At 63.1% G+C, this 23163-nt stretch carries 22 protein-coding genes; 11 read left to right on the forward strand and 11 right to left on the reverse strand.

Annotated features, from left to right (window positions below):
* The first annotated feature begins 12 nt into the window (after positions 1-12).
* The 4 genes from ACGYLI_RS12095 (at position 13) to ACGYLI_RS12110 (ending at position 3778) form a co-directional block, all read left to right on the forward strand.
* Positions 13-1368, forward strand: coding sequence for a sigma-54-dependent transcriptional regulator (locus tag ACGYLI_RS12095; protein WP_394419362.1), 1356 nt, complete (start codon positions 13-15; stop codon positions 1366-1368).
* Between the two features lie 242 nt (positions 1369-1610).
* The gene (locus ACGYLI_RS12100) at positions 1611-2369 is read left to right on the forward strand and encodes an amino acid ABC transporter substrate-binding protein (RefSeq protein ID WP_394419363.1); all 759 of its coding nucleotides are present in this window, start codon (positions 1611-1613) and stop codon (positions 2367-2369) included.
* Positions 2370-2372: 3 nt separating this feature from the next.
* Positions 2373-3047, forward strand: coding sequence for an amino acid ABC transporter permease (locus tag ACGYLI_RS12105; protein ID WP_322329781.1), 675 nt, complete (start codon positions 2373-2375; stop codon positions 3045-3047).
* Entirely contained in the window at positions 3044-3778 is a 735-nt protein-coding gene (locus ACGYLI_RS12110) for an amino acid ABC transporter ATP-binding protein (protein ID WP_394419364.1), read from the forward strand. The genes ACGYLI_RS12105 and ACGYLI_RS12110 overlap by 4 nt, the downstream gene beginning before the upstream one ends.
* A gap of 249 nt (positions 3779-4027) precedes the next feature.
* On the opposite strand, the gene dctP is transcribed toward ACGYLI_RS12110, so the two are convergent.
* Genes dctP through ACGYLI_RS12125 form a run of 3 tightly spaced genes read right to left on the reverse strand, consistent with a single transcriptional unit; the run spans position 4028 to position 6948 of the window.
* The gene (dctP, locus tag ACGYLI_RS12115; protein ID WP_394419365.1) at positions 4028-5116 is read right to left on the reverse strand and encodes a TRAP transporter substrate-binding protein DctP; all 1089 of its coding nucleotides are present in this window, start codon (positions 5114-5116) and stop codon (positions 4028-4030) included.
* Between the two features lie 19 nt (positions 5117-5135).
* On the reverse strand, positions 5136-6431 hold the full coding sequence (locus ACGYLI_RS12120) for a TRAP transporter large permease subunit (protein ID WP_394419493.1): 1296 nt from the start codon (positions 6429-6431) through the stop codon (positions 5136-5138).
* A gap of 16 nt (positions 6432-6447) precedes the next feature.
* The gene (locus ACGYLI_RS12125) at positions 6448-6948 is read right to left on the reverse strand and encodes a TRAP transporter small permease subunit (RefSeq protein WP_271690342.1); all 501 of its coding nucleotides are present in this window, start codon (positions 6946-6948) and stop codon (positions 6448-6450) included.
* A 242-nt stretch (positions 6949-7190) separates the two neighbouring features.
* Between ACGYLI_RS12125 and ACGYLI_RS12130 the strand changes: the two genes are divergently transcribed.
* Entirely contained in the window at positions 7191-8285 is a 1095-nt protein-coding gene (locus tag ACGYLI_RS12130) for a TRAP transporter substrate-binding protein (RefSeq protein ID WP_271690295.1), read from the forward strand.
* A gap of 285 nt (positions 8286-8570) precedes the next feature.
* Here ACGYLI_RS12130 and ACGYLI_RS12135 read toward each other — a convergent pair whose 3' ends face one another.
* The 8 genes from ACGYLI_RS12135 to ACGYLI_RS12170 form a co-directional block, all read right to left on the reverse strand.
* On the reverse strand, positions 8571-9962 hold the full coding sequence (locus ACGYLI_RS12135; protein ID WP_209219229.1) for a TRAP transporter large permease subunit: 1392 nt from the start codon (positions 9960-9962) through the stop codon (positions 8571-8573).
* Entirely contained in the window at positions 9962-10540 is a 579-nt protein-coding gene (locus tag ACGYLI_RS12140; RefSeq protein WP_271693953.1) for a TRAP transporter small permease subunit, read from the reverse strand. Before ACGYLI_RS12140 ends, ACGYLI_RS12135 begins: the two co-directional genes overlap by 1 nt.
* 141 nt (positions 10541-10681) lie before the next feature.
* Positions 10682-11602 (reverse strand): isoaspartyl peptidase/L-asparaginase family protein, encoded by a 921-nt coding sequence (locus ACGYLI_RS12145; RefSeq protein WP_394411789.1) that lies wholly within the window; start codon positions 11600-11602, stop codon positions 10682-10684.
* On the reverse strand, positions 11599-12498 hold the full coding sequence (locus ACGYLI_RS12150) for a polysaccharide deacetylase (RefSeq protein WP_394419366.1): 900 nt from the start codon (positions 12496-12498) through the stop codon (positions 11599-11601). Before ACGYLI_RS12150 ends, ACGYLI_RS12145 begins: the two co-directional genes overlap by 4 nt.
* Entirely contained in the window at positions 12495-13247 is a 753-nt protein-coding gene (locus ACGYLI_RS12155; protein WP_394419367.1) for an SDR family NAD(P)-dependent oxidoreductase, read from the reverse strand. The genes ACGYLI_RS12150 and ACGYLI_RS12155 overlap by 4 nt, the downstream gene beginning before the upstream one ends.
* The gene (locus ACGYLI_RS12160) at positions 13244-14257 is read right to left on the reverse strand and encodes a ketopantoate reductase family protein (RefSeq protein WP_394419368.1); all 1014 of its coding nucleotides are present in this window, start codon (positions 14255-14257) and stop codon (positions 13244-13246) included. The genes ACGYLI_RS12155 and ACGYLI_RS12160 overlap by 4 nt, the downstream gene beginning before the upstream one ends.
* Positions 14254-14955, reverse strand: coding sequence for a creatininase family protein (locus ACGYLI_RS12165; protein ID WP_271690301.1), 702 nt, complete (start codon positions 14953-14955; stop codon positions 14254-14256). Before ACGYLI_RS12165 ends, ACGYLI_RS12160 begins: the two co-directional genes overlap by 4 nt.
* Positions 14952-15920 (reverse strand): GntR family transcriptional regulator, encoded by a 969-nt coding sequence (locus tag ACGYLI_RS12170; RefSeq protein ID WP_271693963.1) that lies wholly within the window; start codon positions 15918-15920, stop codon positions 14952-14954. The genes ACGYLI_RS12165 and ACGYLI_RS12170 overlap by 4 nt, the downstream gene beginning before the upstream one ends.
* Before the next feature lie 187 nt (positions 15921-16107).
* On the opposite strand from ACGYLI_RS12170, the gene ACGYLI_RS12175 reads away from it, so the two are divergent.
* The 6 genes from ACGYLI_RS12175 (at position 16108) to ACGYLI_RS12200 (ending at position 23138) form a co-directional block, all read left to right on the forward strand.
* Complete coding sequence (locus ACGYLI_RS12175; protein ID WP_394419369.1) at positions 16108-17679, forward strand: ABC transporter substrate-binding protein; 1572 nt, start codon at positions 16108-16110, stop codon at positions 17677-17679.
* Positions 17680-17754: 75 nt separating this feature from the next.
* Positions 17755-18729 (forward strand): ABC transporter permease, encoded by a 975-nt coding sequence (locus ACGYLI_RS12180; protein WP_394419370.1) that lies wholly within the window; start codon positions 17755-17757, stop codon positions 18727-18729.
* On the forward strand, positions 18729-19661 hold the full coding sequence (locus ACGYLI_RS12185; protein WP_394419371.1) for an ABC transporter permease: 933 nt from the start codon (positions 18729-18731) through the stop codon (positions 19659-19661). Before ACGYLI_RS12180 ends, ACGYLI_RS12185 begins: the two co-directional genes overlap by 1 nt.
* Positions 19658-20623, forward strand: coding sequence for an ABC transporter ATP-binding protein (locus ACGYLI_RS12190; RefSeq protein WP_394419372.1), 966 nt, complete (start codon positions 19658-19660; stop codon positions 20621-20623). Before ACGYLI_RS12185 ends, ACGYLI_RS12190 begins: the two co-directional genes overlap by 4 nt.
* Positions 20620-21645: an ABC transporter ATP-binding protein gene (locus ACGYLI_RS12195; protein ID WP_394419373.1), complete on the forward strand. Its 1026-nt coding sequence runs from the start codon at positions 20620-20622 to the stop codon at positions 21643-21645. The genes ACGYLI_RS12190 and ACGYLI_RS12195 overlap by 4 nt, the downstream gene beginning before the upstream one ends.
* A complete protein-coding gene (locus ACGYLI_RS12200) occupies positions 21642-23138 on the forward strand; it encodes a carboxypeptidase M32 (RefSeq protein WP_394419374.1) in 1497 nt (498 codons plus the stop codon). The genes ACGYLI_RS12195 and ACGYLI_RS12200 overlap by 4 nt, the downstream gene beginning before the upstream one ends.
* Positions 23139-23163: the final 25 nt, after the last annotated feature.

A 23163-nucleotide genomic window follows, 5' to 3' on the forward strand; every position in this document is an offset into this window, starting at 1 on the left:
AAGAGGCATATCATGGCGGCAGGCGATGAATACGGTGGCACGCTCGAAGGCGCGTCGATCCTTGTGATCGACGATGAACCGGGGATGCGCCATTTCCTCACCAAGATATTGGAGCCGCGCGTCAAACGCGTGGCACAAGCGGCCTCTCCTGCGGAGGCCACCAAACTTTTGGACGAGGCGCATTTCGATGTGGTCGTCTTGGACAATGTGATGCCCGGCAAAACCGGTCTGGAATGGATCGTCGAGCAGCGCCGCAAAGGGTTTTACGCCGACACGGTCCTGATCACCGCCTATGCCGATCTGGAAACAGCCATCGCCGCGCTGCGGGCAGGCGTCAGTGATTTCGTGCTGAAACCTTTCCGGGCGAACCAGATCCTCGGCGCGGTGTCGCGCACCTTGGATCGCAAGAACCTGCGCCGCGACAATACCCTGCTCAGGCGGGAGTTGCAGGGTGGCACGGCGGTGCAAATGCTCGGCAAATCCGAGGCGCTGTCGAAGGTGCGCGGCATGCTCAACCGTCTTGCCCCGGTGCCGACGCCGGTGCTGTTCACCGGTCCCAGCGGCACGGGCAAGGAGTTGGCCGCGCGGCAGTTGCACCAAATGTCTGACCGCGCCGATAATCCCTTCGTCGCGGTGAACTGCGCCGCCATCACGCCGGACCGGATCGTGCCCGAACTCTTTGGCGCGGTGGAGGGGAACGAGACCCTGCAACCGGGGCTGTTCCTCTTGGCCGACGGCGGCACGTTGTTTCTCGACGAAGTGGCGCAGATGCCGGAGCAGCTACAGGCGGCGCTCTTGCGGGTGTTGGAAGACCAGCGCATCCGGCCCGACGGGGCAGAGCGGGAGATCCCGCTGAATCTGCGGTTCCTGTTCGCCACCAACGCCGATCTGCCCAAGGCGGTGGAAGAGGGGCGTTTCCGCGCCGACCTCTATCACCGCATGAACGTGGTCGAGGTCGCGATGCCGCCTCTCAAGGACCGGTCTGAGGATATCGTCGAACTGGCGGCGATGTTCATGCAGCAGTTTTCGACCGCGCTCGGCATGCCCGCGCTGCGTTTGGATGCGGAGACTTTGCTGAAATTGCGCCGTTACGACTGGCCCGGAAATGTGCGCGAATTGCGAAACCTCATCGAACGCTCGGTGATCCTCGGCAGCCTGCCCGAAGCCTTTGCGGGCCATGGCGCGGTCGATGGGCCACGGGCGATCGAAGACCTCGAACTGGTCACGCAGCGCCATATGCTGCACATTCTTGATCTGTCGAACGGCAACCGGGCCGAAGCCGCGCGCCGCTTGGGCGTGTCGCGCAAAACCGTCGACCGCAAGCTCGCCGCTTGGGCCGCCGAAGGGTTGGATATCGAGGCGCTTTGACGGATAAAGCTATGCGAAACGCGCATATCTGTTCCGCATCTGGGGAATCTGCGTCGGCTTCGTGGAATATCATTCCGTTATGGGTATTGATCTAAGAAGATTATCCTGCCGCAGGCGCTTCCCTAGACCCGTTATTCCATCTGAACCGATCCTACCCGCCAAACGTTCCTGTTTCAGCGATGGTGTTGAAGCGGGCGGCCCCCGGTGACATCTGAAGCGCAAGCGTTAGAGGAGTAAATTCAATGCTGAAACAGATCGTTACCGCCACCGCGCTCGCCGCGGTCACCGGCACCGCAGCCTTTGCCCAAGACAATGACACGCTCCGCGTCGGCATGTCGGGCGGCTATTTCCCCTTCACCTTTGTGAAGCAGGATGTGCTTCAGGGGTTTGAGGTCGATGTCATGAACGCCGTTGGCGAAGAGGCAGGTTTTGAGGTCGAGTTCGAGACCATGGCCTTCTCCGGCCTGATCGGCGCGCTGGACGCAGGCCGCATTGATACGATCGCCAACCAGATCACCATCACGCCCGAGCGTCAGGAAAAGTTCGCCTTTACCGCGCCTTATGTCTTTGACGGTGCGCAGGTCGTGACCAAAGAGGGCAACGAAGAGATCGGCGGCGTCGAAGACCTGCGTGGCAAAACCGTTGCGGTGAACCTCGGGTCGAACTTCGAGCAGCTTTTGAACGAGCTCTCCTTCGCGGATGAGATCGAGATCAAGACCTATGAGTCCAACATCGCCCAAGATACCGCGCTTGGCCGGGTCGATGCCTTTGTGATGGACCGGGTTTCCTCGGCGCAGCTCATTCAGGAAAGCCCCCTGCCGCTGCAACTGGCGGGCAAGCCCTTCTCTGAGATCCGCAACGCCCTGCCGTTCCAAGACAATGGCGAAGGCCGCGCGCTGCGTGACCGTGTCGACACTGCGCTGGAATCCCTGCGCGAAGACGGTACACTGGCTGAAATCTCGGACAAGTGGTTCGGCACAGACATCACCAAAGCGGAGTAACCCATGCGGGCGCTAGACCTTGACTACATGCTGGGGCTGGTGCCCGTCATATTGGGCTACGTACCGCTGACCTTGTTCATGGCGGTGGCGGGGATGGTGTTCGCACTCATCCTCGCCTCGCTTTTGGCGGTCGAACGGGTTGTGAAAGTGCCCGTGCTCGACTGGTTCGTGATCGTTTTCATCAGCTTCTTCCGCGGCACGCCGCTACTGGTGCAACTGTTCCTCTTTTACTTCGGTCTGCCGCAGGTGCTGTCGTTCCTGACCAATATCAGCGGTGTGACTGCCGCCATCATGGGGCTGACCCTGCATTTTGCCGCCTATATGGCCGAAAGCATCCGCGCCGCGATCATGGGGGTGGACCGCAGCCAATGGGAGGCCGCCCAGTCCATCGGCATGACCCAAGGTCAGATGATGTGGCGGATCATCCTGCCACAGGCCGCCCGGATCGCCGCGCCGACGTTGGTGAATTATTTCATCGACATGATCAAAGGCACCTCGCTCGCCTTTACCCTCGGCGTGACCGAGATGATGGGCGCGGCCCAGAAAGAAGCCGCCGGGAGCTTTCTTTATTTCGAGGCCTATCTCGTCGTCGCCATGATCTATTGGGTCATCGTCGAAGCGCTGAGCCAAGTGCAAAAGCGGCTTGAAACCTATCTGAATAAGGCGTTCGTGCGATGATCGATATCACTGGGCTGACCAAAGATTTCGGCGGCGCGCCGGTTCTGAACGGCATTGATTTGCAGATTGCCGAGGGCGAGCGGGTGGTCGTGATTGGTCCCTCGGGTACCGGCAAGTCGACCCTGTTGCGCTGCCTCAATTTCCTCGACGTGCCGCAAGAGGGGGTCATTCGCATCGGCGATGTGACCGTCGACGCCGCCAAGGCGCGCAAGGCGGATATTCTAGCGCTGCGGCGTCGGACGGCGATGGTGTTCCAGAACTACGCGCTTTTCGCCAATAAGACGGCGAAAGAGAACATCATGGAAGCGCTCGTCACGGTGCAGAAACGGCCCAAGGCCGAGGCCGAAGAACGCGCGCTCTCGGTCCTGGCTGAGACGGGCTTGGCCGATAAGGCTGACAGTTTTCCGGCGGCGTTGTCTGGCGGGCAGCAACAGCGTGTTGGCATCGGTCGCGCCATGGCGCTCGGGGCGGAACTGATGTTGTTCGATGAGCCGACCTCGGCACTCGATCCGGAATGGGTGGGGGAGGTGCTCGACCTGATGCGCGCGGTGGCGGAGCGCAAGCAGACCATGCTGATCGTGACCCATGAAATGCAGTTCGCGCGGGAGATCGCGGATCGGGTGATTTTTATGGACGGCGGGAAGATTGTTGAGAGCGGTGCGCCGTCGGAGATTTTTGGCGCGCCGAAGGATGCGCGGTTGCAGAAGTTCTTGAAACGGGTTGAGGGGTAGAGTGATTTTGCCACCCGGGCCCGGGACAAGCCGCAGGCGCCGGGCCATCGCCTGCCCGCCCCCCGGGTAGGCGATTTGGTGAGGCTGGGTGCAACCTCGGGAAGACACATCATAGTTGAACCATGAAGTGCGACCGAACATCTGTCAGATCGCCGACCCGCGGGCAGGCGATGGCCCTCGATCTTCTTCCCCAAACGCAAAAAGGCCCGCCATTTGGCGGGCCTTTCCGTTTAAACCTGACGGCTCAAATCACTCCGCGCAGGCGCGGATCTTCTCGATGTCCGGACCGTTCGGTGTGCGGCCGAGGTTGAACGGCGCCGAAGCGTCACGCCATTTGGCGTAGTCGTTCAGGTACTCCAGCTGGCTCAGGTAAACCTTAGCGGAATCGGGGTTCTCGCAGGCGGTCTCTTCGATGGTCTCGTTCGCCATCTCCTGAACCTTGGTCAGCGTCTCGTCATCATAGCGGTTGATTTCGATGCCCGCGTCGAGGAACTGCTGGTAGGCTTCGGTCGCGCGCTTCTCGGTGAAAGACAGCGACCAAACAAGGTTGGCCTGCGCCGCAATCTCAAGCGCTTCGCGGGTCTCGTCCGACAGGGCGTCCCATGCGCCTTTGTTGATCATCACACCGAAGATCGACGCCGACTGGTGCCAGCCCGGTGTCGCCCAGTATTTGGTGACCTGCTGGAAACCGCCCGAGAAGTCGACGTTCGGGGTCGAGAACTCCGCGCCATCGATCACGCCGCGCTCAAGCGACTGATAGATTTCGCCACCGGCCATCGAGACCTGCGACCCGCCCAGTTTTTCCAACAGACGGCCCTGCTCCAGACCAGACAGACGCAGACGCTTGCCCTTGAGGTCTTCCAGCGTGACGATCTGCTCATTGGTCCGGAAGCCGGATTCGTTGTTGGTTACGCCGTAGGGCAGATAGACCATGCCGAATTTGCCGTAGATTTCGTTATAGAGCTCTTTGCCGCCCCACTGTTCGATCCAGTTGACGTAGTCGACCGCGTTGAACAGGCTCGCCGTGGTCGCCAGCGGCGAGAAGGCGGAGTTGCGGCCAGCCCAGTAACCGGGCCAGTCGGCGCCGGCCTGCACGGTGTTGGATTCAACGGCGCCAAAGACTTCGCCCGCGGGGACGAGGGAGCCGCCTTCGAAGAACTCAATGTTAAGGTCATCGCCGGTCAGCTTGTTGGCCAGTTCGACGAAGTGCTTGTCGATCTCGATCAGTTCCAGCGACGTCGGCCATGTGGTGGTCATGGTCCAGCTGTCTTGCGCCGCGGCCTGCGTGGCAACGCCCGCGCAGAGTGCCAGACCGGCAAGGGTTGATTTCAATTTCATAATCTCTCTCCTCCATTGATTATTTTGTATAGAGCGTTTCCGGCAGCCAAGTGACAAGCTGCGGGAACAGGGCGATGGCCACGCACATCATCAGGATCAGACCGATGAAAGGCAGCACGCCGACGATGATATGCGATGTCTTGACCTCACGCGGGGCAATGGCGCGCAGGTAGAAGAGCGCATATCCAAAGGGCGGGGTCAAAAAGGACGTTTGCAGAACCACCGACATCAGGACGACGAACCACAACAGGCTCACGTCCATCTCCTGCACGATCGGCAGGAAGATCGGGAAGGACAGCAGCACGATGCCGGTCCAGTCGAGGAAGGCCCCGAGGATGAAGACGATGAACATCATCATCGCGATCAGCAGCCAAGGCGCCATATCGAGGTTGCGGATGATCTCTTGCGTCGCGCGCAGACCGCCGGTGATGTTGAACACGCCGGTGAATGCCGTGGCACCGACAACGATAAACAGGATCATCGCCGAAGTGCGCCCGGTTTCCAGCATGGCACCATAGAAGGAAGACCAGCTGAATTTGCGGCGCATGATGACGATAACCAGCGCCAGTGCCGCGCCGATGGCGGAGGCTTCGGTTGCCGTGGCGATGCCCGCGAGCAGGGAGCCCAGAATGCCGAGGATCAGCACCAGCGGCGGCACGGCTTCGATGAGCAGCATGCGCACGAGGGCGGGTTTCGAGATTTTCTCATCCGGCTCAACGGCGGGGGCCATGTCGGGCCGTACCACGGCGACGACGAAAACCCAGACCGCATAGAGCAGCCCCAGCACCACGCCCGGCACCATGGCGCCCGCGAAAAGCTCTCCGACCGAGAGGGGGGAATAAGAGGCCATGAGGATCAACATGATCGACGGCGGGATCAGAATGCCCAGACAGCCGGATGCCGCGATGACCCCGGTGGTCAGCGTGGGGCTATAGCCATATTGCAGCATCGGGCGCAGGGCCATCACGCCCATCACTGTGATCGAGGCGCCGATGATACCCGTGGTCGCGGCGAGCAGGATCGAGATGAAAACCACCGCGAGCGCCAGACCGCCGCGAATGTTCGACATCAAAAGCCGCAGTGATTCGAACATCTTATCCGTCACGCCCGAATCGGACAGGAACCGTGCCATCAAGATAAAGAGCGGAATCGCGATCAGCGTGAAGTTGTCTAGCACATCGCCGAAAATCCGGTTGATGACGATGCCCAGCACCATCGGTTTGCCGGCGATGACAGCGCCCAATACGGCGGTGCCGCCCAGAACGAAGGCCAGCGGGTGGCCCATGAAAAGGCCCAGCAAAAGCAGGCCGAACATGGTGAGAGCAATGAGTTCAGGCGTCACGGGTCAGTTCCTGACGGTTAAGTACGAGTTTCAAAAATTCCGCCACGCCTTGCAGCAATAGCAGACCGGCGGCGAGGGCCATGGCCATCTTGAGCGGGTAGACCGGCAGCTGCACGGAGCCATATGTCGTCTCACCCTGAGCATAGGAACGCATGGCGAATTCATAAGAGCGGGTGGTGAAGATCCACGCGAAGGGGAAGAAAAAGATCACATAGCCCGCCGCTTCCACCCAACGGCGCAGGCTGGGGCCAAGAGTTTCGGTGATCAGATCGACCCGCACATGGGCCTGATGGCGCAGCGCATAGCCGCCCAGCATCACGAAATAGAAGCCATAAAGTTGTTTCGTGACGTCAAAGGCCCAGCGGGTCGGGTCATTCAGCGCATAGCGCATGAAGACGTCATAGATGATGATTGCGGCGAAAATGACGGCGACGACCGACACGATGCGCCCGACGAATTCGTTCATCTGGTCGATGAATTTTATCAAGATCTGAGCCCTCCCTGGCAGCTCGCACATTATTGGCCTTTCTGCCGAAAACAAGGCAAAAGACCATTAATAATGCTGCTTTAAGTAGCACTACGTATGCGGCTTGGGGCGGGATTGTCCAGAAGGTGAAATTTCAATTTGCCTAAGCCATGGACATTTTCGAAAAGCGACGATTATCTGCTGCGCATGGCCCTCCGCGTCGACGTCGGGGGAGGCTAAGCAAATATCCGTTTGGGAGGAAAAACATGGATCGTCGTTCATTTATCCGCAAAGCCGGTGTGATGGGGGCAGGTGCTGCCGCCACGACACTTGCAGCGCCCGCTATTGCGCAGGGCAACATCACATGGCGCATGGTCACCACATGGCCCAAGAACTTCCCCGGTCTGGGTGTCGGCGCGCAGCGTCTGGCCGACCGGATCACCGCCGCCTCGGGTGGCGAGCTGACCATTCAGGTCTTCTCGGCTGGTGAGATGGTGCCCCCGCTGCAATCGCTCGACGCCGTGATCGACGGCACCGCCGAGATGAGCCACGGTGCGGCCTACTACTGGCAGAACAAATCGCCTGCGCTGTCCTTCTTTACCGGCGTTCCTTATGGCATGACCACGCCCGAGCTTACCGCTTGGATGCGCTACATGGGCGGTCAGGAAATCTGGGACGAGATCTATGACCAGTTCGGCGTTCAGGGCTTCCTGTCCGGCAACACCGGCACCCAGACGGGTGGTTGGTTCCGCGATGAACTGAAAAGCCTCGATGATGTTAAAGGCGTGCGTTTCCGGACGCCGGGCCTTGGTGGCCGCGTGTGGGAGAAGCTGGGCGCGACCGTGACCAACATGGCCGCGGGCGAGATCTTCCAAGCGCTCCAGTCGGGCACGCTCGACGCTGCGGAATTCGTCGGCCCCTACAACGATCTGGCGCTCGGCTTCCATCAGGTGGCCAAGAACTACTACATGCCGTCCTTCGTGGAATCGGGTCTGGCGACCGAGCTTGTCGTCGACAAGAAGAAGTATCAGGAACTGCCCGAGAACCTGCAGGCGATCATCCGTGACGTCAGCCAAGCGGAGTACGACCAAGTCGCCGCGGACTTCTACGCCAACGATCCGCGCGCGCTGAAGACCCTGCAGGAAGAGCATGGCGTGACCGTGCGTAACTTCCCCGATGACATCATGGAAGCCGGTGCCAAGGCCTCGGTCGAAGTGGTCGAAGAACTGCGCAACAGCGACGACCCGCTGGTCAAGAAGACCGCCGAAAGCTTTGTCGAAGCGCTGAACCTCGTCCGTACCCGGACCGAGAACATCGACAGCCCCTATGTGCAGGCGCGTCAGAAGTTCCTGAAGTACTGAGCCTCGCGCTGAATGTGATTGGAAAGGCCCGGTGGAAACGCCGGGCCTTTTTCTTGGGCGAACCCCAAGAAATCTGCCTCGCCCGGTGGCACACCGGGCATCGCCCTCCCTCCCCCCGGAGGGCGATTTTGCGACGTAGCCCGCGCCGGATCGGTTCGCGAGATGGGCACCGGCGCAGCCCCTTTCACGGGTTCGATCGCCCACCAGGGAGGGCGATGCCCTTACCGCTCAACCGAAAAAGGCCCGGCATTGCTGCCGGGCCTTTGAACGTCGGGGGGGGCTATCTCACCCCGCGATCACCTTAGGCAACCAAGTCACGATCTGCGGGAAGGCAAAGAGGATCGCAATCGCCACCACCTGCAACATCACGAAGGGCAGGATCCCTTTGTAAATCGCGCTCGTTGGCAGATCCGCCGGGGCCACCCCGCGCAGATAGAACAGCGCAAAGCCGAAGGGCGGCGTCAGGAAGGATGTCTGCAAGTTGACCCCGACCAAGACACCCAGCCAGATCGGATCGATGTCCAGCATCAACAGCACCGGTGCCGTGATCGGGATCACGATAAAGATGATCTCAAAGGTATCGAGGATGAAACCCAGGAAGAACATGATGATCATCACCACCGCCACTGCGGCCAAGGGGCCGCCGGGCAGGTTGCTGAGGAACTCATGCACCAGATTATCGCCGCCCATCATGCGGAACACGATGGAAAAGACCGAAGCCCCTAGCAGAATGACAAAGACCATGCTGGTGATCGTGGCCGTGGCGATCATCGTCTCCCGCAAGATGCGGAAGGACAGCCGCCAGCGCATGGCCGCAAGCACCATCGCCCCCACAGCACCGACAGAGGCCGCCTCGGTCGGGGTGGCGATGCCGCCGAGGATCGACCCCAGCACGGCGAGGATCAGCAACAGGGGCGGCATCAGGGCGACAAAGAAATCCCGCACCAGTTGGCTTTTCTCATCCGCCGGAACCGGCGTCGCGGGGCAGGAGGCGGGCGCGGTCGCGGCTTTGAACAGAACGTAGCTGAGATAAAGCGAGACCAGCAAAATCCCCGGCAGCAGCGCCCCGGCGAAAAGATCCCCGACCGAGACGGGCGTGGGGGCAAAGTTGCCCTTGGCCATCTGCACCTGGGAGTTGATGCCCGAAAGCATGTCGCCCATGAAGATCAACACGGTGGAGGGCGGAATGATCTGCCCCAAGGTGCCACTGGCGCAGATCACCCCGGTGGCAAGCTTGGGGTCATAGCCCGCCCGCAGCATGGCGGGCAGCGAGATCAGGCCCATGGTGACAACCGTGGCCCCCACGACGCCCGTGGATGCCGCGAGCATCGCGCCCACAAGCACCACCGAAATCCCCAAACCGCCGCGCATATTGCCGAAAAGCTTGCCCATGGTGAGCAAAAGCTGCTCGGCGATCTGGCTGCGTTCCAGCATCACCCCCATGAAGATAAAGAGCGGCACGGCGACCAAGACTTCGTTGGTCATGAAGCCGATATAGCGGTTCGGCAGCGAGCCGAAGTTCGAGGGATCGAAAACGCCGAAGCCCATGCCCACGGCGCCAAACAGCAGCGACACGCCAGCTAGAGTGAAAGCCACCGGAAAGCCGAGCAGCAAAAAACCGATCACGCCAAAAAACATGAGCGCGGCGAGCATCTCGCCAATGAAAATCGGATCCATCAAACGGCTCCCTGCGGATGGTCTGCGGGGATTTGGTCCCGGCTGTATTGCATGGATTTGGGCACCAGCTCAGCATTGCCGCTGAGCACGAGGATGGAGCGGATGATCCATGCAATCCCTTGAATTGCGAGTAGAAATGCGAAGCCGATGATGAAGGCTTTGAGAATGTAAAGCCCCGGCATGCCGCCCACATTGGCCGACCCCTCCTGATAGCCCCAAGCGCGGATCACGAAGGGGATCGAATAGCTGTAGACGATCCAGCAGAAGGGCAGCAGAAAGACAATGACACCGATCAGGTCAATCAGCGCGCGGCGGGCCATGGTGGCGGGGCGGTAGAAGATGTCGACGCGCACATGGTCATCGCGCAGCAGCGCAAAACCGGCCACGGCCGTGAACATCGCGCCGTTGAGCCAGATATAAAGGTCTTGCATCCAAACGAAGCTGATCGCGAAGACATAGCGCTGCACGACCACGGTGAAACAGACCAACACGATGCCGAGTGCGAGCCATGAGAAGAGATTGCCGATGACCAAGTTCACCGCGCAGATCACCCTGGCAATTGCTGCTAAAAAACGCACCTTGTCCCCTCTCCCGTCAAGTTCGTTTGATCGTCAATCAAAGGGAGGGGACAAAATGTCAAGATTTAGATGGCAGGCGGCTCTTCCCGGCGGCATTTGTCGCCTTCCCGTGGCAGGAAGGCAACCGAAGGGCCGCGCCGCTCAATAGATACTGGTTTCGGGCGCGCTGCCTTTTCGCACCATGCCGCGGTACATGCCCTGCGAGTTAAACGGCATGGCGATATTGCCCGCGGCATCCACCGCGATGATCCCGCCCGAGCCGTCGTTGGGTGCCAGTTCCTGCATCACCACATGTTCGGCGGCGGTGGCCAGATCCTCGCCTGCGTGGCGCATCCGCGCGGCGATCTCCCCGGCGGCGTTCCAGCGGATGAAAATCTCGCCGTGCCCGGTGGCGGAGACCGCGCAGGTCTCGTTGTCGGCAAAGGTGCCCGCGCCGATCATCGGCGTGTCGCCAACCCGGCCCGGGGCCTTGGCGGTCATGCCCCCCGTGGAAGTGGCGGCGGCAATGTTGCCCGCCGCGTCGCGCGCCACGGCCCCCACGGTGCCATGCCGCCGCGCCGGATCGTCCGAAACCTCGCCGCGGGCGCGCATCTCGAGCGTCTCCTGCAAAGCGTCCCAGCGGGACTGGGTGAAGAAATAGTCACGGTCGGCGAACTCGAGGCCCGCCTGCCGCGCGATCTCCAGCGCGTTGGGGCCGATGAGGGTGACATGCTCGGTCCGTTCCATGACGGCGCGCGCCAGTTTCACCGGGTTCTTCGGCCCGAAAACACCGGCGACCGAGCCCGCGCGCCGGTCGGCGCCGTCCATCACGGCGGCGTCCATCTCCTGCACTCCTTCGGAAGTATAGACCGCGCCGCGCCCTGCGTTGAACAGCGGCTCATCTTCGAGCGCGCAGACCGCGGCCACCACCGCGTCCATCGCGCTGCCACCGTCGCGCAGTACCGCTTCGCCCGCCTCCAGCGCCCGGGCGAGACCGTCGTGATAGGCGGCCTCCTTCTCGGGCGTCATGTTTTCCTTGAGGATGGTTCCGGCACCGCCGTGAATGGCAAGGGAATAGGTCATGTGTGTCCTTTCAATCCGGCCTCTTCGGCGCAATAGGCGGCGATCTCGGCATGGGTGGCGATCCAGCAATCGCCGCGGGATTTGATGTGGTCGATCAGCTCGTCGAGGATGAAGATGCGCGAGCGGTAGCCTGTCACATGCGGGTGCATGGTCAAGAGGAAGAGCCCGCCCTCGTCATAGGCCCCGTCGAACTCGCGCCGGAAAATGTCGAGCACATCCGCGGGCGGCGTATAGGGCCGCTGCGCGCCAAAACGGTTCATCATGAAATAGACGGCGTCGTCGCGAATCCACTCCACCGGCAGTTCCACGATCCCGGTCGCTTCGCCTTTCTCCACGATCTCATAGGGGTCGTCGTCAGAGAACAGGGAGCTGTCGTACAGGAGCCCCATCTCGCGGGCGATCGAGAGCGTGTGGGCGCTGTAGTCCCAGGACGGTGTGCGCATGCCGACAGGGCGGGTGCCGGTGATCTTTTCCAGCGTGTCCGAGGCGCGCAGCATCAACTCGCGCTCGGCCTCCGGCGGGACCTGCGTGTTGCGCTCGTGGATCCAGCCGTGCAGGCCGATCTCGTGGCCCTTCTCGGCAAGGCTGCGCTGCTCTTCGGGGTGCAGCAGGGCTGAGACGGCGGGCACGAAGAAGCTTGCCTTTACCCCATGCCGATCCAGTACCTTGCGGATGCGCGGAATGCCGCGCCGCGCGCCGTATTCACCCCAGCCGAGGCGGGCAATGCTCTCGCCCCCGTCGCGCAGTTCGTTGGTCTCGTGATCGCTGTCGAAACTCAGCGCCACGGCGCAGCGCGCGCCGCCGGGCCAGGATTTCGGCAACAGGTTCTGCCCGGCGCGGACCTGTTCGACCAGCCCGCGCCAATGCGGCTCGTCCCATTCATGCGGCTCGCTCATGCGTGGCCTCCGTCGACGGAAAGGATTTGGCCCGTGATCCAACCGGCGCGGTCGGAGCAGAGGAAGGTGACCGCATCGGCGATGTCCTGCGCGCGGCCCAAGCGGCGCATGTGGATGCCGCCGATGATTTGCTTCTGCCGCTCGGGGCCGAAGGCGTCCCATTGCTTTTCCGTCGAGGGGTTCGACAGGACAAAGCCGGGGGCCACGGAATTCACGGTGATGCCCTGCGGCCCAAGCTCCAGGGCCAGCTGCTTGGTGAGACCCACAAGCGCGTGTTTCGCCGCCGCATAGGCTTGGATGCCGGTAAGGCTGGGCTTCAGCCCCGCGCCGGAGGAAATGGTGACGATCCGGCCTGCGCCTGCCTCTTTCATCGCGGGCGCGAAACCCTGAGCACACCACATGGCGGCATCGACATTGGCTTGAAAGATCGCCTGCCAATCGGCTTCGCTGATCTCATCGAGCGGGCGGCCGACCTGACCGCGCACGCCACCGGCGGAGGTCACCAGCCCGTCGATCCGTCCGTGCCGTTCGACGATCTCGGCGCAGAGCGCGAGGGTTGTTTCGCGGTTGCCCAGATCGCCGCTATGCAGCGTCACGCCCTCGGCCTCCAGCGGGGCGAGGCCCGCGGCGTCGATGTCCATCGCGGCCACGGTGGCCCCGGCGTCGCGCAGCTCGCTAAGGATCGCGGCACCGATGCCCTGGGCCGCGCCCGTTACGGCAAAGACCTTGCCGGTCAGATCGATCTTCATGCCGCCACCAGCAAATTGACGAGGTCGGCGGATTGGGCGCGCTTGCCGTCCTCGATGTCGTGGATGAGGTCCACCATGCGCGCCAGTGTCGGCACCGAGATGCCTGCCTCCCGGCCCAACTCGACCATGACACCGATCTGTGCGTCGACCTCGGTCTTGCGCTTGCGCACCGCGAGGTCGCGCCAGATGCCGGAGTGGGTCTTGGCGGTCTTGCGGTTGTGGGCGATCATCTTCTCCATCGCGGCGTCGATGGCCGCGGTATCGTTCTTGCGGAAGGCTTCCGGGTCGAACCCGTTGAAACCGAGGGGGGAGACGCCCTCATGCGCGGCCAGTGTCATCACCTCGTGACCAAGCGCGCGGTAGGCGGCGCGGTGTTCGTCGCGGGCCATGGCGTCGGACATGCTGTCGGGGGTGAGGGCGGTACAAAAGAGCAGCGCACCGTAGCCCATCTTGCCCCAGAGGTAGCCCCAGATGTTGTCGGTGGCGACGGCCTCGGGCTCGACCAGTTGCAACAGCTCATGCACCTCGGCCACGCGGTCGCTCATGCGCCCGTCGAGTTCCCCCACAGCTACGGCGGCGCGGTTGCCGAAGAGGATGCGGCCCGGCTCCAACCAGTCAGCGCCGAAGTTGACGAAACAGCCCACCGTGTTCTCGGCCCCGATGCGCGCGGCGATGACCTTTTCGTTGAGCCCGTTCTGGGCCGAGACGACATAGCCGCCCGGCGCGAGATGGGGGGCAAGCATCTCCAAAGCGGCGGCGGTGTGGTGCGCCTTCACGCAGAGGAAAATGCGGTCGTATTGGCCAGTCAGTTCGTCCGGCGTGCTGGCCGGGAGGACTTGAGTAAATGCTTCGACCGGGCCTTCAATGCGCAGCCCGCTGCTGCGCATTGCTTCGACATGCTCTTCCACGACATCGACCATATGCACGGCATGACCTGCGCGGGCGAAATAGGCGCCGAGGATGCCGCCGATGGCACCGGCGCCCCAGATCAGGATCGGGGTCTCGCTCATGCCCAGTCCCCCTCAAGCTGCGCGCGGGTTTCGCGCACGGCGATCTCCCACAGGCGGTCGGTGTCGGCGTCGGGCTTCTGGTAGACGCCGCCGTAGTTGCCGTCCCCAATGAGCGCGCGCACGCCCGCGGCGTTGCGGTCGCGCAGGCGATCGAAATCGACGAAGGGTTTCTGCTCGTCCGGAAGCTCACGACCGGGCAGGCGGGTCCAGGGGAAGTTCTCCATCCAGGAGGCATGGGAGGCGACGGGGTCGATCTCCTGCACGCAGTTCCACGTCTCGGGCGCACGCCACCAGTCATGGAAGCGGCAGCGGGCGCCTTCATTGGCCTCCATCCACTCCATCGTGACGGGCTGGACCGGGCTGTTGCCGCCGTGACCGTTGACGATGAGCACACGGCGAAAGCCGGTGGCATAGAGGCTGTCGAGGATGTCGCGCAAAAGCGCCGCATAGGTCGAAAGCTTCAGCGAGACCGAGCCGGGGAAACCCATGAAATAGGGCGTCAGACCATAGGCCACGGCCGGAAACACCGGCACGCCCAGAGGTTCGGCGGCATCGGCGGCGACCTTCTCCGACAGGATCGAATCGACCGAGAGGCTGAGGTAGGCGTGCTGCTCGGTGCTGCCCAAGGGCAGGACACAGCGGTCGTCGGTCTTGAGGTATTCTTCGATCTCGAACCAATTGCTTTCGGATATCTTCATTCTTCGGCGGCCTTTGCGGATTTGAGAGAGGCCCGGCATGTCTCAATGGCGGGCAGGATTTCTGAACGGATGGCGTGTACGTCTGGGGTGTGACGGTATTCAAAAGCGGTCTGCTCGGGGCGCAACGCGCCACGAAGGTAGTCGGCACCGGTGGCATAGATGACCACATCTGCCTCGCGCATGGCCGATGACAGGCCATTCTCGTCACGAACCTTCATGGTCAACTGCGTGACATGGGGGGCAAACCGCAGGATGCCCGCTTTCATGATCGTAACGAAGCCGGGAAAATAGGAGTAAGCGAGCGTCTTGGCGTCAGGCGGGATCGAAGCCAGTGCCACGCGGGTCGCCTCGTTGGGGATGAGCGTCAGGCCGAGCACTTCGACATTCGGCAAGATTTCTCGCGTTTTGGACAGCAGAGTTTTGGGTGCGATAATCAGGTCGATGTCCTTGGGTGGATTGGGTGCGATCTCATCCAGAACGGCGGCGTCGATCTCATCGCCCTCGGGCAGATGCTGGCGCAGTTCATCGGCATAAGCGCGGGTCGCGTCGATGAAATTGCCGACCATCAGAATGCGCAGCGGGCGCGGGCTGGCGCTGCTGGCCATGGAAATGCGCACAGCCAGTTCCGACGCGCTGACGCCACAGGATTTCGCAAGGCTCAACAGTTCAGCGATCTGTTGATCAAGCTGCCGAAAGCGCCCGTCGTGGGCGCGGCTGCCACCGCCGCTGACGAATGTACCCGAACCGACGCGCCCCTCGACCAACCCCGAGGATTGCAGCGCGGCGTAGACATTGCTGACCGTGACCGGGGAAATCTTCATCCGCGCGGCCAAAGCGCGGACCGAGGGCAGGCGCGCGTCGGAGGGCAATTCGCCCGACGCGATCCCGAATTCCAGCGCTCCGCGGAGCTGAACGGAAAGAGATACGGACGAGCTGCGATCCATCGCCTGTACGATTCGATCCATTGCCCGTTCAAATTTTGCCTGTTTGTCACTCATGCCTGTAACACTGCCTCAAAAACAGTAGCGCGACAAGCTTATATATTGGGCTTATGCGGCGGTCGAAGGTTCCAATGTTACATATTTGTGTTGACCGTCACAATTATAGCTGTCTAGTGTAACTGCAAGATATAACACATGGAGGTTTTGACCAATGAAGAAGCTTACCCTGAAATCCGCCGTCGCCGCATTGGCGCTGATCGCTGCCGCGCCAGCAGCGATGGCCGCCGATCTGGTGATCGGCCTGCGTGCCGGCCCGGATTCGATTGACCCGCATTGGTCGACCTTGGGCTCGCAGGCCGAAGCCCTGCGCCATGTCTTCGACACGCTCGTCGATGTCGACGAGAAGCTGCAGCTGAAGCCCGGCCTTGCCGTCAGCTGGGAGCCGATCGACGACACCACATGGGAATTCAAGATGCGCGAAGGCGTGAAATTTCATGATGGCACCGACTTCACCGCCGAGGACGCGAAATTCTCGATCGAGCGTATCCCGCAGGTGACCGGCCCAATGCCGATGACCCTCTACACAAAATATGTCGACAGCGTCGAAGTGGTCGATGACTACACCCTGCGCGTGAAGACCAAGGGCATGGCGCCTTCGCTGCCGAACGACTTCACCCGCCTCTTCGTCGTGCCGTCTGAGACCGGCATGGAAGCGGGCAACGAGGAGTTCAACTCGGGCGAGAAGGCGATTGGCACCGGTCCCTATACCTTCGTCTCTTGGCAGCCCAAAGGCGATCTGGTGCTTGAGCGTTTCGACGACTACTGGGGCGGTCAGGCCGCGTGGGAAACCGTCACCCGCCGCGAGATCCCCGAAGACACCTCTCGCGTCGCGGCGCTGCGTTCGGGTGAGGTTGACCTGATCAACTACGTTCCCGCCTCCGACTACCTCGCGATGAAGAATGATGGCGACATCGAAACATTCGTCTCCGACTCGGTCTATATCCTGAACATCGCGCCGTCGGTGAAGGACGAAGAGCCGCAGCCGATTAAGGTCAACGGCGAAGAGGTCGAGGGCAACCCGCTGCAGGATCTGCGTGTGCGCAAGGCGCTGGACCTGGCGATCAACCGCGACGTGCTGGTCAACGTGGTGCTCGAAGGTCTGGGCACGCCCGCCAACCAGCTGATGCCCGAAGGTTTCTTTGGCTACAGCCCGGAACTGGGCAAGCGCGAGTATGACATCGAGAAAGCCAAGGAGCTGCTGGCCGAGGCCGGCTACCCCGAGGGTTTTGAGATCGATTTCACCTGCACCAACAACCGCGTGCCCGGCGATGCCGTGGTCTGCGAGGCGCTGGCGCAGATGTGGTCGCGTCTGGGTCTGAAGGTGAACGCACAGGCGCTCAATGGCACGGTCTTCTTCCCCGCCGCCGCGCGTGAGGAATACACCATGACCATGTCCGCATGGGGCACGCTCACCGGTGAGGCCGCCTATACCTACGGCGCGCTGGTGCACACCAAAGACCCCGAGAAGGGCTTCGGCAACTTCAACCGCGCGGGCTATTCCAACCCCGAGTTCGACAAGGTCTTCGGCGAAGGCGCCCAGACCCTCGACCCGGAAGCGCGCAAGAAGCTCTATGAAGAGGCCTCCTTCATCGCGATGGAAGACCGCGCGCTGATCCCGACGGTGATCTTGCAGACCGTCTGGGCGGCCAATGCCGACACCATCGAGATGACGCCCCGCGTCGATCAGGAAACCCGCGCCTATGCGATCACCCCGGTCGAATAAGGCTGCATAACGCACCGGGCGCCCGCTGCTAGCCGGCGGGCGCCTCTTTTTTTCAAGTCTGATGGGCGAGGTCGAATGCTCAGCTATTTTGTAACCCGGTTGGCACAGGCGGTGGTCGTGGTCTTTGCCATGTCGGTGATCGTCTTTGTCGGCGTCTTTGCCATCGGCAATCCGATCGACGTGATGATCGATCCGGGCGCCACCGCCGAGATCCGCCAGAAGCTGATCGAGCAATACGGGCTCGATCAACCGCTGGTCGTGCAGTACTGGACCTTCCTCCAGAACGTGGCCCAGGGCGATCTGGGCACCTCGATGGTCTATAACATCCCGGTCGTCGACCTCGTCTTCTCGCGCTTTCCCGCCACGCTGGAACTGGTGCTGACCTCGGTGCTGATCGCCGTGGGCGTGGGCATTCCCGCCGGTCTCTGGGCCGGTTACCGCCCCGAGAGCCTCGGCGCGAAGATGATCATGGCGCTCTCGGTGCTGGGTTTCTCGGTGCCGACTTTCTGGATCGGCATGCTGCTGATCATGGGCTTCGCCGTCGAGCTTGGCTGGTTGCCCTCGGGCGGGCGCGGCGACGAGGCGACCTTCCTTGGCATCACCTCCTCGCTCTTCACCCCCGATGGCTGGAGCCATGTCATCATGCCCGCGATCAACCTGTCGCTCTTCAAGATGGGCCTGATGATCCGCCTCACCCGCGCCGGCATGGTAGAGGCGATGGGCACCGACTACGTCAAGTTCGCCCGCGCGCAGGGCCTGCCGGACCGGCAGATCGTCTTTCGCCACATCCTGCGCAACATCTCGATCCCAATCGTCACGGTGCTGGGGCTCGAGCTTGGCTCGACGCTGGCCTTCGCGGTGGTGACCGAAAGCGTGTTCAACTGGCCGGGCGTGGGCAAGCTGATCATCGACTCGATCCTGCAACTCGACCGCCCGGTGATGGTCTCCTACCTCATCATGGTCGTGATCCTCTTTGTCCTCATCAACCTCGTGGTTGATCTGGTCTACGCCCGACTGGACCCGCGGGTCCGCCTGAAAGGAGGCGCATGATGCCCGAGATCGTCGCTGAAAACACCATGGCCGTGCCCTCGGCCCCGCCGGTGGAGACGCGCGCCGAGCGGCTGCGCAACTTCTGGTCGGACTTCCGCGAAAGCTGGGTCGCCGTGGGCGCGCTCATCGTGATTGCCGTGCTTCTGTTCCTCTCCTTCGGCGCGCCGCTGGTCTCGCCGCAGGACCCCTACGACATGGCCGCGCTCGATTGGCTCGACGCTTTCTTGCGCCCGGGCACCGAAGGCTCGGGCGGCTATGTCCATCTGCTGGGCACCGACAACGCGGGCCGCGACATGCTCTCGGCCATTTTCTACGGGCTGCGCACCAGCTTCGTGATCGGCCTGTCCGCCGGGGCACTGGCGCTGTTGGTCGGCATCGCGGTTGGTCTCACCGCGGCCTATTTCGGGGGGCGGATCGAGGCGCTCTTGATGCGGATCGTCGACCTGCAACTCTCGATGCCCGCGATCCTGCTGGCGCTGGTGCTGGTGGCGATGCTGGGCCAAGGTATCGTGCAGATCATCCTTGCGCTGGTGGTCGCGCAATACGCCTATTTCGCCCGCACCACGCACGGCGCGGCCAAGGTCGAGCGTGGCAAGGACTATATCGAGGCCGCGCGCTCCACGCCGCTGCCGACGCGCCGGGTGCTGTTCCGGCACCTGCTGCCCAACGTGCTGCCGCCGCTGATCGTTGTGGCCACGGTGCAGGTCGCGAGCGCCATCGCGCTGGAGGCGACGCTGTCCTTCCTCGGCGTGGGCCTGCCGCTGACGGAACCCTCGCTGGGATCGCTGATCTCCAACGGGTTCAAATACATCCATTCGGACCGCTACTGGCTGTCGATCTATCCCGGATTGGCGCTGATGGTGACCGTTGTCGCAATCAACCTCGTGGGCGATCAGGTCCGCAAGGTGCTCGACCCGAGGAACAGCCGATGAGCGCCGCACTGGAGGTCAGGGGACTGACCACGCAATTCAGCACCCGCAAGGGGGCCGTCACCGCCGTCAATGACGTGAGCTTTTCAGTCCAGCCGGGGCGCATCCTCGGGCTGGTGGGCGAGAGCGGCTCGGGCAAGAGCGTCACAGGGTTTTCGATCATGGGGCTCATCGACGAACCCGGTCGGATCACCGCAGGCGAGGTTCTGGTGCAGGGCACCGATATGCGCAGCCTCAGCGCCGAGGGCCGACGCCAGATGCGCGGTCGCAATGTCTCGATGGTGTTTCAGGACCCGATGATGACCCTCAACCCCGTGCTGCGGGTGGGCGACCAGATGGCCATGGCGGTGCGGGTGCACGACAAGGTCAGCAAGGCCGCCGCATGGGAGCGTGCCCGCGAAGCGCTTGAGATCGTCGGCATTCCGGCGCCCGCCGAGCGGTTGCAAGCCTATCCGCATCAGCTCTCTGGCGGCATGCGTCAGCGCGTCGCCATTGCCACGGCCCTGCTGCACCGCCCCGCCGTGATCCTCGCCGATGAGCCGACCACCGCGCTCGACGTCTCGATCCAGGGCCAGATCCTCGCCGAGGTGCGGCGGCTGGCGGATGAGACCGGCACGGCTATCGTCTGGGTCACCCATGACCTCGCCGTGGTCTCCTCGCTCGCCGACGACATCGCGGTGATGTACGCAGGCCGGATCGTCGAAAGCGGCAGCGCCGAGGAGGTCATCGCCCATCCGCGTCATCCCTATACGCGCGGGCTGATCGACTCGGTCCCCGGCCTGCACGAGCCGGGCCGCGATTTGCCGCAGATCCCGGGCTCGACCCCGCAGCTGGCGAACCTGCCTTCGGGCTGCCCGTTCCGCCCGCGCTGCCCGCGGGCAAGCGAGGTTTGCGCGACGCTCCCACCCAACACTGGAACCGAGGCACATTCCGTCCTGTGCCACCATCCGATCGAGGCCACATGACCGATCCCATTCTGAAAATCGAGGGCGTCTCCAAACGGTTCACCCGCAAGCCGGGGCTGGTGGTCCGGGGGCTGGACCGCCTGTCGGGGCGCGACTCCACCCAGACCGTCCATGCCGTGAACGACGTCAATTTAAGCGTTCCGCGCGGCGAGGTGCTGGGCATCGTCGGTGAGAGCGGCTGCGGCAAGTCCACCTTGGGGCGCGTCGTCTCGGGCATCTATGCGCCGAGTGAGGGCACGGTGACGCTCGAAGGCCAGCCGGTGGCGCGCGACCATCGCGGCAATGTCGACAAGCTCACGACCCGCGTGCAGATGATCCACCAGGACCCTTTCGCGAGCCTCAACCCCCGCATGAAGGTGGGCGAGATCATCGCCGAAGGCCCGCGCATCCACGGGCTGATCCCGGCGCGCGAGGTGCAGGAGCGGGTGCGCAGCCTGCTTGAACAGGTGGGGCTGGAGGGCGCCTACGCCAACCGATTGCCGCACCAGTTCTCGGGCGGGCAGCGCCAGCGGGTCGCCATCGCACGCGCTCTGGCAATGCAACCGGAGCTTCTGGTGCTGGACGAGGCCGTCGCCTCGCTCGACGTGTCCATTCAGGCGCAGGTGCTCAACCTCTTCATGAAGCTGCGGCGCGAGTTGAACCTCACGGCGCTGTTCATCAGCCACGACCTCTCGGTCGTGCGCCACGTCTGCGACCGGGTGGCGATCATGTACCTCGGCCGGGTGGTCGAGACGGCGCCGGCGGATGAACTCTACGCCAAGCCGCTGCACCCCTATACCGAGGCGCTCTTTGCCTCCGTGCCGACCCTCGGCACCGGGCGCGCCAATTTCCACCCGATCAAAGGCGAGATCCCCTCGCCGATCAACCCGCCGAAAGGCTGCGCCTTCCACCCGCGCTGCCCGTTTGCGGGGCCGCGTTGCAAGACCGAGGTGCCGCGCCTCGTGAACCCGAAAGACAACCGCAGCGTCGCCTGCCACCTGCATGACGGGGGCACCGGCGCCGAAACAGGAGCCGCCGCATGAGCCTGACCCTGACCGACCGCGTGGGGCGGCTGAACGACGTGCTCGTCTCGGTAAACCTGCTGAACTGGGACGCGCGGGTGATGATGCCCAAGGGCGGGGCCGAGACGCGCGGCCACCAGATCGCCACCTTGATGGGCATCGCGCGTGAGATGATCCTCGACCCCGAGATGGGCAAGGCCGCCGAAGCCGTGCTCAAGAGCGACGCGCCCGAGATCGAGCGCCGCGCCGCGCAATCGGTGCAGGAGGCGCGCACCCATCACGCCCGCATCCCCGCAGCCTTGCTGCGCCGACAGGCCGAGCAATCGATCACCGCCGGCGCCGCCTGGACCGAGGCGCACCGCACCGGCGATTTCGCCCTGTTCCAGCCGCATCTTCAAAGCATCGTCGATCTGGCGCGCGAGAAGGCTGAGGCGCTCGGCCATGACGGCCACCCCTACGATCCAATTGCCGATGTTTTCGAGCCCGGCGCCACCGCGGTGCAGCTCACCCGGTTCTTCGACCAGCTCCGCGACGGCATCCGCCCGATCCTCAACGCGGCGCTCGCCCGGCCCGTGCCGCGCAGCGAGTTCCTGTTCCGCGACTATCCCGTCGCCGGCCAGCAGGCCTTTTGTGCCTATATCGCCGAGGCCTTGGGCTATGACATGGACCGTGGGCGGCTCGACACGGCGGTGCATCCCTTCGAGATTTCCATGACCCGCAACGACGTGCGGATCACCTCGCGCTGGAACCCGAACTACCTGCCGATGTCGATCTTCGGCACGATCCACGAGGCGGGCCATGCGCTCTACGAGATGGGCGCCGATCCGGCGCTCACGCGCGGGGCGCATGCGACGGATATGATCGGGCTCTATGCCGTGGCGGGGACCAGCTTCGGGATGCACGAAAGCCAGTCGCGCCTGCTGGAAAACCACATCGGCCGCTCGCCCGCCTTCTGGGCGGTGCACTACGGGCGGCTGCGCGACACCTTCCCCGAGCAGCTCGGCGACGTGAGCGAAGAGGAATTCGTCGCCGCCATCAACCGCGTCTCCCCCGGCCTCACCCGGGTCGAGGCGGACGAGCTGACCTATGATCTGCACGTCATGTTGCGCGTGAAGATCGAGATGGCGCTGATGGACGGCTCGCTGAAGGTCGCCGACGTGCCCGAGGCGTGGAACGCGGCGATGCGCGAGGATTTGGGGCTGGAGGTGCCGGACGACAGCGCGGGCTGTTTGCAGGACGTGCATTGGTCGCACGGCTATATCGGCTCCTTCCCCACTTATACGGTGGGCAATTCGACCGCCGCGCAGATCATGGCGCATCTGGATGCGACGCAGCCGGAGGTGCGCTCGGGCGTGACGGCGGGCGACTACGCGCCGCTTCATGCGGCATTGGGCGATCTCGTCTGGCAGCATGGTCGGTCGCGCAGCCGGGCCGAGATCCTCGCCGGGATCGGGGCAGGGGCCTACGACCCGACGGCCTATCTGGCCTATCTGAAAGCCAAGTTCGTCGGGTGATGAGGGGGGCAGCTTGCCCCCCTTC

It is taken from the genome of Sulfitobacter sp. 1A13421 (assembly GCF_043557285.1).
GTDB lineage: Bacteria > Pseudomonadota > Alphaproteobacteria > Rhodobacterales > Rhodobacteraceae > Sulfitobacter > Sulfitobacter faviae.

Excerpts from the sequence above, each read along its gene's own strand:
- ACGYLI_RS12095 (WP_394419362.1), top strand. The coding sequence starts at position 13 with ATGGCGGCAGGCGATGAATACGGTGGCACGCTCGAAGGCGCGTCGATC.
- ACGYLI_RS12100 (WP_394419363.1), top strand. The coding sequence starts at position 1,611 with ATGCTGAAACAGATCGTTACCGCCACCGCGCTCGCCGCGGTCACCGGC.
- ACGYLI_RS12105 (WP_322329781.1), top strand. The coding sequence starts at position 2,373 with ATGCGGGCGCTAGACCTTGACTACATGCTGGGGCTGGTGCCCGTCATA.
- ACGYLI_RS12110 (WP_394419364.1), top strand. The coding sequence starts at position 3,044 with ATGATCGATATCACTGGGCTGACCAAAGATTTCGGCGGCGCGCCGGTT.
- dctP (WP_394419365.1), bottom strand. The coding sequence starts at position 5,116 with ATGAAATTGAAATCAACCCTTGCCGGTCTGGCACTCTGCGCGGGCGTT.
- ACGYLI_RS12120 (WP_394419493.1), bottom strand. The coding sequence starts at position 6,431 with ATGTTCGGCCTGCTTTTGCTGGGCCTTTTCATGGGCCACCCGCTGGCC.
- ACGYLI_RS12130 (WP_271690295.1), top strand. The coding sequence starts at position 7,191 with ATGGATCGTCGTTCATTTATCCGCAAAGCCGGTGTGATGGGGGCAGGT.
- ACGYLI_RS12135 (WP_209219229.1), bottom strand. The coding sequence starts at position 9,962 with ATGGATCCGATTTTCATTGGCGAGATGCTCGCCGCGCTCATGTTTTTT.
- ACGYLI_RS12145 (WP_394411789.1), bottom strand. The coding sequence starts at position 11,602 with ATGACCTATTCCCTTGCCATTCACGGCGGTGCCGGAACCATCCTCAAG.
- ACGYLI_RS12150 (WP_394419366.1), bottom strand. The coding sequence starts at position 12,498 with ATGAGCGAGCCGCATGAATGGGACGAGCCGCATTGGCGCGGGCTGGTC.
- ACGYLI_RS12155 (WP_394419367.1), bottom strand. The coding sequence starts at position 13,247 with ATGAAGATCGATCTGACCGGCAAGGTCTTTGCCGTAACGGGCGCGGCC.
- ACGYLI_RS12160 (WP_394419368.1), bottom strand. The coding sequence starts at position 14,257 with ATGAGCGAGACCCCGATCCTGATCTGGGGCGCCGGTGCCATCGGCGGC.
- ACGYLI_RS12165 (WP_271690301.1), bottom strand. The coding sequence starts at position 14,955 with ATGAAGATATCCGAAAGCAATTGGTTCGAGATCGAAGAATACCTCAAG.
- ACGYLI_RS12170 (WP_271693963.1), bottom strand. The coding sequence starts at position 15,920 with ATGGATCGAATCGTACAGGCGATGGATCGCAGCTCGTCCGTATCTCTT.
- ACGYLI_RS12175 (WP_394419369.1), top strand. The coding sequence starts at position 16,108 with ATGAAGAAGCTTACCCTGAAATCCGCCGTCGCCGCATTGGCGCTGATC.
- ACGYLI_RS12180 (WP_394419370.1), top strand. The coding sequence starts at position 17,755 with ATGCTCAGCTATTTTGTAACCCGGTTGGCACAGGCGGTGGTCGTGGTC.
- ACGYLI_RS12185 (WP_394419371.1), top strand. The coding sequence starts at position 18,729 with ATGCCCGAGATCGTCGCTGAAAACACCATGGCCGTGCCCTCGGCCCCG.
- ACGYLI_RS12190 (WP_394419372.1), top strand. The coding sequence starts at position 19,658 with ATGAGCGCCGCACTGGAGGTCAGGGGACTGACCACGCAATTCAGCACC.
- ACGYLI_RS12195 (WP_394419373.1), top strand. The coding sequence starts at position 20,620 with ATGACCGATCCCATTCTGAAAATCGAGGGCGTCTCCAAACGGTTCACC.
- ACGYLI_RS12200 (WP_394419374.1), top strand. The coding sequence starts at position 21,642 with ATGAGCCTGACCCTGACCGACCGCGTGGGGCGGCTGAACGACGTGCTC.